The sequence below is a fragment of the Poseidonibacter ostreae genome, from assembly GCF_009208075.1.
GTDB lineage: Bacteria > Campylobacterota > Campylobacteria > Campylobacterales > Arcobacteraceae > Poseidonibacter > Poseidonibacter ostreae.
The window spans coordinates 1-10,040 of record NZ_WFKJ01000064.1 but is presented as its reverse complement, the minus strand read 5'-3'; the positions used below and the strand labels follow the sequence as shown (position 1 = coordinate 10,040).

The window sequence follows — 10,040 nt, the reverse complement described above, 5'->3', positions numbered from 1 at the left end:
CGAAAAACTAAAAAGTTTATGTAGTTGCTATTTTAAATTTTTTCTTATTTAAAAACTCTATAGTATTATCATAATCAAGCGGTTTAGAGAAGAAATATCCTTGCCCTATATTACAGTTTAAACTAAGAAGTATCTCTTCTTGTTCTTTTGTTTCAATACCTTCAGCAACTGTTCTATAACCTAAACTTTTAGATAATGCAATAATTGCTTTTGATATTTGCATATTGTTATTATCTTTTGGAATACCATCAACAAAAGACTTATCAACTTTTATAATATCAATTGGTAGTTTAGTTAAATAGTTCATAGATGAATATCCTGTACCAAAGTCATCAATAGACATCCTAAATCCTAATGCTCTTAACTCATCTAAAATAAGCATATTTGTTTCATTAAACTCCATTATATATCTCTCTGTAATTTCTAATTCAATTTGAGAGGGAAGAATATCAATTTTCTTTATAATTTCTTTGATTTTACTAACAAAATGCTTATCTCTAAATTGTATAGTTGAAATATTTATTGCTATATATTGAAGTTTTTTATTAATTTGCTTAAACTTTTTAAAATCACTACAAGCTTTTTCAAAAATAAAATCTCCAATTTCTACAATCATTCCTGTATCTTCAGCAACTGGAATAAAAATATTAGGAGGTGTAAAGCCAATTTTCTTACTATCCCATCTTACAAGAGCTTCAAAAGATATAACTTCTTTAGTTCTTAAGTCATATTGTGCTTGATAGTTTAAATATAATTCATCACCAGAAATTGCTTGTTTTAAAGCTTGTTCTATTTTTAATTGGTCATGAATATTAATTGATAACTCTTCATTATAGTATTGATAGTTATTTTTACCAAGACTTTTTGCATGATACATTGCTGTATCAGCATTTTTAATTAAAGTTGTTATTGTTTTTCCATTATCAGGGAACATAGCAACACCAATACTTGCACTAGTGTTTAGAGTATGTTCTCCAATTTTAATACTCTCTTTAAGAGTATCAAGTATTTTTTGACATACATAAGCAGCAGCTTTTTTATTTCGTGCTGTTTCTAGAACTACAATAAATTCATCTCCACCCATTCTTGCAACCATGTCTGTATCTCTTAAAACTTTTCTTATACGTTTTGAAACATTTTGTAAAAGTCTATCACCTACTTGGTGTCCTAATGTATCATTAATGATTTTGAATCTATCTAAATCAATAAAAAGTATACTCATAGTAAGATGATCCCTAGAGGCAACAGCTATTACATGTGAAAGATGATCTTCTAATTTAATTCTATTTGGAAGGTTTGTTAAACTATCATGATATGCAAGATAATCAGCTTTTTCTTGACTATCTATAATCTCTTGTAAATTTGTATGCATTGATATATATTTTATTACTTTTCCATTTTCATCTTTAACTGCTGTAATATTTAACCATGTTGGAATAATAGAACCATCTTTAATTAAATCGTAAATCTTACCTTTCCAATAACCTTTTTCTTGAATACTCAACCACATTTTTTTATAGAAGAATCTATCATGTTTAAAAGATTTTAATAGTGAAGGTTTTTCTCCAATTAACTCTTCTTTTGTATATCCTGAAATTTTTTCAAATGCTTTATTAACAGATATAATTCTTTGATTAGCATCAGTAATTAAAATACCTTCTTCTGTATTTTCAAAAACAATTGATGACTCTTTTAGCTCTTCTCTTTGTTTGATATACTTTGTAATATCAAGTTTAATTGCAAGATAATTTTCGATTTTTTCATTAACAAAAATAGGAACAATTGAAACTTTTTCATAAAATAAACTTCCATCTTTTCTTTTATTTATAAGCTCACCTTCCCATTTTTTTCCAGAAAGAAGTTTTTCATTTAATTCATCATATGTAGCTCTTAAATTTAGTCCTGAAGATAATACTTTAGGGTCTTTTCCTAAAATATCATCTTTTAGATAACCTGTATTTGTCTCAAAGTTTTCATTTACATATAATATCTTTTTATTTGCATCTGTTAATACTACTGAGTTATCACTATGCTCCACTGCGTATTTATAAGCTAAAAGCTCATTTTTTAATTTGGTTGTAGTAAATGATATTTTTACAAGAGTAATCATAATTGTTATAGATGATATAAAAAATAAAAGTGAGATTATTAATTTCTTTTGTAGATAATCATTATAAACTTCATCAAGAAGTAAAGATGCACTTACTATTGATTCTTCAAGTAATATTTCTTCAGAACTTTTTGTTAGCTTCATTGAGTCAATAATTAAGTCTATTAGCTTTTTAGAGTGAAGAGTGAAGTATATTATTCTTTTATCATTATTTTCATAATTTGTTTCTTTAAGAGAATCAATTTTATTTAAAATAGAATCAATATTTACATCTATTTCAATAAGATTATATAACATTATGAACATAATGTCATTAATTTTTGTTTTTAATGAAAGGTCATAGTTTTCGTCAAGTTGTAAGGATTTATTTAAATCTAATATATAATACATTGAGTTTAAAATAGTAACTTGTGAAGATTTATACTCCTCAATAAGCTGTAGTTTTTTTGTATAATTAGAGTTTATTATCTGAAGTTTTTTAAGAAAATCATCCCCAAAATCTTTATGTAAATCACTAGTATTTAAAATGCTTAATGTTTGTTCAAAGTTTTTTGTTTCATTTACTATTTTATCAAAATTAATAAACTTATTTTTTTGTAAAAAAAAGTTTTTAAACTCTTTTTCTGAAAGTATTAAATTTAAAAAATGTGTTTTATATATACTATAATCTTTTATATTATTTTCAATTTTAAATAAATATGCAAATAAAGTTAATAAAAAAATAAATACAATACTTAGTATATAAATGAAAAATATTTTTTTTGTAAGTTTCATATTTATTTTCTCTCTTCTTTAATTTTTCCATTAAGAGATTCTAGAAATTTTACAATTTTATAGATTTCATCATCTTTTAGTTCTCTTCCAAGTTGATATAAAGATATTGTTTTAACAGTTTCATTTAATGTTTTAATACTTCCATTATGCAAATATGGTGCAGTTTTTGCTACATTTCTAAGACTTGGAACTTTAAACTTCTCTTCTTTATCTTTATTTGTCATTCCTAGATGAGATATACTTGGGTCAATTATTACACCTAATTTACTATATAAATTAGCACCTATATTAATTCCATGATGACATGAAATACAACCTTTTTCTTTAAAAATAGCATATCCTTCTTTTTGAACTTGAGTTATTGCATTTGTATCACCTTTTAAATACATATCAAAATCAGAGTTTGGTGTAATTAATGTCTTTTCATATTCGCTAATAGCATCTACAATATTATCTTGTGTAATACCATCTAAATAAATATTATTAAAAATATTTAAATACTCAGTTTTTTCAAGTTTTACGATTAAAGTATCAAAATTATTTCCCATTTCTATTGGATTTAAAATTGGACCTAAGGCTTGCTCTTTTAAATTATCAGCTCTTCCATCCCAAAACTGCTTAAAATTAAATACAGAATTAAAAACAGTTGGAGAGTTTAACTCGCCTTTTAATCCATTTACTCCTGTAGAAACACTTTTATTATCATCTCCTCCTTCATTTAAGAGGTGACATGAAGCACAAGAGATTGTGTTATCAACTGATAGTCTTGTATCATTGAATAATAGTTTACCTAATGCTACTTTTTTTTCATCTGTTGGCATACTTTGAGGAATAGGGCTTATTATATTTGCATGCATATTGAAACATATAAAAATTATTAAAATAAAAAAATTAGGCATTTCTACTCTTTTTCAGGTTTATTTTATTATATAGTTTTTTTTATTTTTTTTAGTTAAAGCGAGTTTGAAATAAGAAATAAAAAAAGGGTCTGTTAAAAAACAGACCCTTTTAAAGTTAAATTATTTGTATAAATTATTTTTTAGCAATTGCTTCTTTTAAAGCTTTACCAACTTTGAATTTTCCAACAGTTGTAGCTGGAACATCTACTGTTCTATCAGTTCCTGGAACTTTAGCAGTTCTTGCAGCTCTATCAGCAGTTGTGAATGTACCAAATCCGATAAAACTTACAGATTCTTTTTTTACTAATGTTTCAGTAATTGTTTCTAATACAGAATCAACTGCACCTTTTGCGTCTTTTTTAGATAAACCAGCTTTTGCAGCTACTGCGTCAATAAATTCAGCTTTGTTCATGGATGAACTCCTTAATTAAAATAAATTTGAATAAACTTTATACTATTTAAGCTTTAAAATAGCTAAAACTAGGTCTTTATATTGATAAATAATAAAAATAATAATCAATAAAGAGATTTTTTTAACAAAATGATGTTTTTATACTTAATAATCTACAAGAGTTTTCTAAAATAGCTATCTTTTTTACAAGCTCGTTTAAGTCTCTATGGTATACATATGCCCCTACACCTTTTATAACCATTACATTATTTGGTGACTCTTTTAAATACTTTGTAATTTCTAATGCGTTTCTGTTATACCAAGTCTCATAATCTCCTGGATCATAAATTGGAATTTCTCCAAATGTAGTTCTTCCAAAATAATCTTCAAAAACAATTGAATCATGTTCAAAAGTATAAGCAGTTGTATAAATTGGCATTCCAAAAGCTATATATTTTGCTTCATGAATATTTGTATAAATTGTAGCATGAATATGTGATTCCATACTTGCAATTTTCCATCTATAATCTTGTTTATTTATATTTAAAGAACAAAATGAACTTGAGCTCATTTCATCAAAAATTGCATCATTTGTGTTGATTAGAAAATTTTCCTGGTCAAGTTTTGCAGAAATAGCACCATGATAAATACCAAAAAAATTCTTTCTAAACATAGTAAGAGATAATTCACTTAATTGTTTAACTGTAGCCTTGTCAAGCATTTTAAAAAGCCTTAAATATATTTTTGGGTATTATATACTAATTTTAATAAGGACTGTTTGAATGCAAATACCTCACGTTCCCGTTTTATTTAATGAAACACTAAATGCTTTTTCTGATATTAAAGAGGGCTATATAATTGATTGTACTACTGGTTTTGGTGGTCATACTCAAGGCTTACTTGAACAAAATGAAACTGTAAATTTAATATGTAATGACCAAGATGATGAGGCTTTAGCTTTTTGTGCTAAAAGACTTGAATCTTTTTCTTCACGAGTTACATTTAATAAAGGTAATTTTGAACATGTTCTTGATAACTTTAAAGAGTATGACATAAGAGGTATTTTAGCTGATATTGGAGTTTCATCTTTACAATTAGATAAGTTAGAGCGTGGTTTTGGTTTTGAGAGTGAGACTTTAGATATGAGAATGAACCAAAATCAAAGTTTAGATGCTTCAATAGTAGTAAATACATACTCTCAAAGTGAGTTAGAACGAGTTTTTAAAGAGTGTGGAGAAGTACGAGAGTATAAAAAAGTAGCTTCATTAATAGTAAATAATAGACCTTTTACCTCTGCTAAAGAGATTGCAACACTTTTATCAAAAAAGATGTCAAAAGGTAAAATACATCCAGCAACTCTTCCTTTTCAAGGAATAAGAATTGAAGTAAATGATGAGTTAGGAGTTTTAACAAGGCTTTTTGATTCTTTAGAATCAGCAAAATTAAAAAACTGCATTGTTGCTATTATTTCATTTCACTCCCTAGAAGATAGAATTGTTAAAAACTATTTTAAAAAATGGACAAAATCATGTATCTGTCCTCCTGAAGCTTTTAGATGTGAATGTGGGAATGACCATGCTTTAGGAAAAGTTATTACTAGAAAACCAATTATTCCAACAAAAGAAGAGATTAAACAAAATCCAAGAAGTAGAAGTTCAAAATTAAGGATTTTTAAGTTTGATTAGATTAAATGCTTTTAATACTTTAGTGATTGTATTTACAATTCTGTTTTTTGCGATTGTTTTATATTTTCCAAAAATATATTTTAGAAATAATATTTATTATATTAGTAAAGATATTAATAAACTTTATGCACACTATATTTCACTGCAAGAAGAGAATAAATTTTTAGCTCAACAACTAGAAGATATGAAATTTAAAAATCAAATTATTGACTCACTTTTATTTAATCCTCTTATAAAAGAGGTTAAATGATACAAGGTATAATCGAATTTGCACTAAGAAAACCTATTTTAAATCATTTATTACTTCTTTTTATCTTTTTACTTGCAATTTTTTCATATTTTAAAATTCCAAAAGAGATATTTCCTCCCTCATCACTTGATGCTATTTCTATTTCTGGTTCATACACAGGCGCAAGTTCTGAGCTTTTAGACAAAATTGCTGTTTCTGATATTGAAGATGAGTTATTAGGTTTAAGTGCTGCAAATAAAATATCATCGACTATTAAAAATGGTTTTTTTAATATAAAAGTTGATTTAAAAGATGGGTATAAAGTTGAAGAAGAGATATCTGATGTAAAAGATATTATCTCAAAAATTAAAGTAAATCTTCCTTCTGATATGGATGAGCCAGTTGTAAAAAGTATAGAACAAGCTTTTCCTTTAATTACAGTTGCAGTTTATTCAAAAGGTGATGATATAAACTCAAGAGAGTATTTAATTGAAGTTGCAAAAAAAGTAAAATCAAAAGTTATGCAATTAAAAGATTTATCTCAAGTATCTGTTTTTGGAAAAAGTGATAAAGAACTATTAATAAGTTTTAATGATGAAAAGATAAATGCTTATGGTTTAGAGAAAAGTAGGGTTATTCAAGCTATACAATCATTAAGTTCAATTTTCCCAATAGGAATGATAAAAGATAGCTCAAAGCACTATTATTTGTCAACTTTTAATGGTGAGAAAAATATTGATAAAATAAAAAATACATTAATAAAAGTTGATGGGAAAAAGTTTTATTTAAAAGATATTGCAGATGTTAAATATACTCTTGGAGATGTTGCAGATCTTTCTCATTATAATGCTAAACCTAATATTGCAGTTAGTATTAATAAAGGTGTTAATGGTGATGCTATTGAGCTTGTTAAGCAAATAAAAGAGATTACAAAAGAGTTTGAAAAGAGTTATGAAAACTTAGAGTTTAGTACATATATTGATACTTCTATTTGGATTAAAAATAGGCTAAACACAGTTGTTTCAAATATACTATTTGGTTTATGTTTACTTTTTATTGCTTTATTAGTATTTATAAATATTAGAATTGCAATTGTAATAGCAATTGGAATACCAACATCTTTTATGATAGGGTTAATTACAGCTGATTTCTTAGGTTATAGTTTAAATATGCTTTCACTTTTAGGAGCATTAATAGCACTTGGAATGTTAGTTGATGAAGCAATTGTAGTTGGTGAGAATATTTACCGACATATGGAAATGGGAAAAGATAAATTTACAGCTGCACGAGATGGTGCAATGGAAATGTATCCAGCAGTTTTAACAGCAACAGCTACAACTATTTTTGCATTCTTACCAATTTTATTAATGACAGGCGAGACTGGAAAGTTTATGCAAATTCTTCCTATTATGATTTCTGTACTTCTTTTAAGTTCACTACTTGAAGCTTTTTTCTTTTTACCTCTTCATGCAAAAGAGATTTTAAAAGTAAGTAAAGGTGATAGAAAATCCCATAAAATATGGGACTTTAATTATAGGCTTTATGGAAGAATATTAGATTTTTTACTAAAAGGTAAATATTTTGCAATTCTTATAATGGTTAGTGCAATTCTAGGTACAAGCGTTATGATTTTTAAATCTCAAAAATTTGAATTTATGCCAGCTTTTGATTCTACACAAGTATATATTACAGGTTCTGTTGGAGTTGGAAAAAAGATTGAACAAACTGAAGCTTTAGTTTATGATATAGAAAAAAAGATATTAAATAATGTAGATTTCAAAAGTGTAGTTAGTTCAGTTACTTCAGTAACTGGTTTAAAATTAGATGGTAAAAACCAAGCTCATTATGAAGAGTTTTATTTTCAATTATTTATAAATTTAAATGAAAGAGCACCTGTTAATGTTTTTGAAAAATATATAAATCCTTATTTGTCTCCTAAATATGATGATACAAATATGATAAGAAAATCAAGTGCTCAGGATATGGAAAAACAATTAAAAGAGATTTTAAAAGATGATGTAAATTCTGGTATTTATGATGAACTAAAAATCTTTGTACCACAAGCTGGAATTGTAAAAAATGATGTTGAGATTGCAGTATCAGGGGATAAGCAAAAAGTAACACAAGCAGTTACCGCTCTTAAAAAACATTTAGGAACAATTAATGGAGTATCAAATATAGCTGATGATGCACTTATTGGAAACTATGAATTGAAGTTTAAAGTAAACTCTTATGGAAGTGATTTAGGAATAAGTGAACAAACAATTCTAAATGAATTAAGACCATATTATTTTAAAGCAACTTATTCAAAAATGTTTGATGATGAGGGTATTGTTGATATTGTTTTTAAGAGTAAATCAAAAGATATGTTAAGTAGTTTAGATAGTTTTGAAATTACAACAAGTTCAAATCAAAAAGTTTTACTTAGAGAAGTTGTTGATTTTATAAAAGTACCAGCATATTCACAAATATTTAAAGAAAACAATGAACAAATTATTAGTGTTACTGCTTCATTAAGTGATATTACTTCAGCAGAAGTTTTTGAAAAACTTGACAGTGAGTTAATTGAACTAAATAAAAAAGTAACTTTAGATATTAAAGGTGAACAAAAAGAGAATAAACAAGTACAAAAAGAGATGGGACAAGCTGCATTAATAGCAGTTATTCTGATTTTTATTGCATTAGTTTGGATGTTTGATTCTTTAATTAAACCTATTATTATAATTAGTACAGTTCCTTTATCTATTTTAGGTGTTTTATTAGGACATTTAGTTATGGATATAAATATAACAATGCCTAGTATGATTGGAATGGTAGGACTTGCAGGTGTTATTGTAAATGATGGAATTATTATGATGGACTTTATTAAAAAAGCTAAAAATCTTGAAGAGTTAGAAAAATATGCAAAAATGAGACTAAGACCTATTTTGTTAACCTCTGTTACAACTGTATTAGGTCTTAGCAGCTTAATCTTCTTTGCTTCTGGCCAAGCCTTGATTTTACAACCAATGGCTATATCTTTAGGCTTTGGAATATTATGGGCAACTGTACTTAATTTGTATTATGTTCCTATGATTTATCGAATTATTTATTTAAGAAAATTCTAATCGTATGATAAGTCTTGAATATTAAAGTTACTATTTATAGTATACTTTTTTATTTCAAAACTTATATCTGTATTTTTTAATAAATCTTTTATTAAAGAGTTAATTCTTTTTTCATCAAGCTGTTTTTTTGATAAAATTATAAAATCATCTCCATGAAATCTGAATATATACTCTGTTGGGATTTCTTTTAAAAGTAGTTGGGCAAACTCTTTTATAAGCTCACTTCCTTTTTCCCAACCATATTTTTCATTATAAGAAGAGAAATTATGCTCTTGGATATTATATAAATATTTTAAATTCTCTTTTTCTTTAGCTAACATTGGCTCTAAATAGTTTTCATTATATAAAGTAGTTAAAGTATCATGAAAAAAGTATGCAAATCTTTTCTCTTCTAATTCAGTTGTAGGAAGTTGCGTTGTATCTTCAATTTTTATATTTGCTAAGCTTTTTAAAGCAGCTTTTGCAATACCAGGATGAAATTGTGTTCCAGCACCTTTTCTTATATCTTCAAGAGCTTCTTTTACAGCTTTTCTTGGCTTATAAATTCTATTAGTTGTCATTGCATCAAAAGCATCTGCAACTATCATAATATGTGATAATAAAGGTATTTCATCAGGATGTGAAGTTAAGGGATAACCTTTTCCATCATATCTTGAATGATGATATTTTATTATTGAAGCTAAATCTTTATACATATCGATTTTTAAAAGCATTTTATAACCTGCTTCTGAGTGATATTTAATTAATTCATACTCTAAGGGTGATAGTTTTCCAGGTTTTAATAAAACTGCATCAGGAATAGCAACTTTTCCAATATCATGTAAGATTGCTGCTTGTTCAAGTTT

General features: G+C 26.2%; 8 protein-coding genes. 3 read left to right on the top strand and 5 right to left on the bottom strand.

Going from position 1 to position 10,040, the window contains the following annotated elements; all coding sequences use genetic code 11:
- Positions 1 to 16: 16 nt before the first annotated feature.
- From GBG18_RS14085 to GBG18_RS14070, 4 genes are all read right to left on the bottom strand, one after another.
- Positions 17 to 2,884, bottom strand: coding sequence for an EAL domain-containing protein (locus GBG18_RS14085; protein ID WP_152192090.1), 2,868 nt, complete (start codon positions 2,882 to 2,884; stop codon positions 17 to 19).
- Between the two features lie 2 nt (positions 2,885 to 2,886).
- A complete protein-coding gene (locus GBG18_RS14080; protein ID WP_152192089.1) occupies positions 2,887 to 3,783 on the bottom strand; it encodes a cytochrome-c peroxidase in 897 nt (298 codons plus the stop codon).
- Between the two features lie 133 nt (positions 3,784 to 3,916).
- On the bottom strand, positions 3,917 to 4,195 hold the full coding sequence (locus GBG18_RS14075) for an HU family DNA-binding protein (RefSeq protein WP_152192087.1): 279 nt from the start codon (positions 4,193 to 4,195) through the stop codon (positions 3,917 to 3,919).
- Between the two features lie 121 nt (positions 4,196 to 4,316).
- Positions 4,317 to 4,895, bottom strand: a complete 579-nt coding sequence (locus GBG18_RS14070) for a class II aldolase and adducin N-terminal domain-containing protein (protein WP_152192085.1) — start codon at positions 4,893 to 4,895, stop codon at positions 4,317 to 4,319.
- 61 nt (positions 4,896 to 4,956) lie between these two features.
- Here GBG18_RS14070 and rsmH point away from each other — a divergent pair, with 61 nt between their 5' ends.
- The 3 genes from rsmH to GBG18_RS14055 are packed head-to-tail and all read left to right on the top strand — an operon-like array spanning position 4,957 to position 9,195.
- Entirely contained in the window at positions 4,957 to 5,859 is a 903-nt protein-coding gene (gene rsmH / locus GBG18_RS14065) for a 16S rRNA (cytosine(1402)-N(4))-methyltransferase RsmH (protein ID WP_152192083.1), read from the top strand.
- Positions 5,852 to 6,109, top strand: coding sequence for a hypothetical protein (locus GBG18_RS14060; protein WP_152192081.1), 258 nt, complete (start codon positions 5,852 to 5,854; stop codon positions 6,107 to 6,109). Before rsmH ends, GBG18_RS14060 begins: the two co-directional genes overlap by 8 nt.
- Positions 6,106 to 9,195 carry an efflux RND transporter permease subunit gene (locus GBG18_RS14055; RefSeq protein ID WP_152192079.1) on the top strand — a complete coding sequence of 1,030 codons (3,090 nt, stop codon included), beginning with the start codon at positions 6,106 to 6,108 and terminating at the stop codon, positions 9,193 to 9,195. The genes GBG18_RS14060 and GBG18_RS14055 overlap by 4 nt, the downstream gene beginning before the upstream one ends.
- Here the strand turns inward: GBG18_RS14055 and GBG18_RS14050 are convergent.
- Positions 9,192 to 10,040 (bottom strand): HD domain-containing phosphohydrolase (locus tag GBG18_RS14050; protein WP_152192077.1); only part of this gene is annotated, 849 nt, incomplete at its 5' end. The two genes, GBG18_RS14055 and GBG18_RS14050, sit on opposite strands and share 4 nt — an antisense overlap.

Bases quoted from the DNA above. Each gene is read 5' to 3' on its own strand.
- GBG18_RS14080 (WP_152192089.1), bottom strand. From the start codon at position 3,783: ATGCCTAATTTTTTTATTTTAATAATTTTTATATGTTTCAATATGCAT.
- GBG18_RS14075 (WP_152192087.1), bottom strand. From the start codon at position 4,195: ATGAACAAAGCTGAATTTATTGACGCAGTAGCTGCAAAAGCTGGTTTA.
- GBG18_RS14055 (WP_152192079.1), top strand. From the start codon at position 6,106: ATGATACAAGGTATAATCGAATTTGCACTAAGAAAACCTATTTTAAAT.
- GBG18_RS14085 (WP_152192090.1), bottom strand. From the start codon at position 2,884: ATGAAACTTACAAAAAAAATATTTTTCATTTATATACTAAGTATTGTA.
- rsmH (WP_152192083.1), top strand. From the start codon at position 4,957: ATGCAAATACCTCACGTTCCCGTTTTATTTAATGAAACACTAAATGCT.
- GBG18_RS14070 (WP_152192085.1), bottom strand. From the start codon at position 4,895: ATGCTTGACAAGGCTACAGTTAAACAATTAAGTGAATTATCTCTTACT.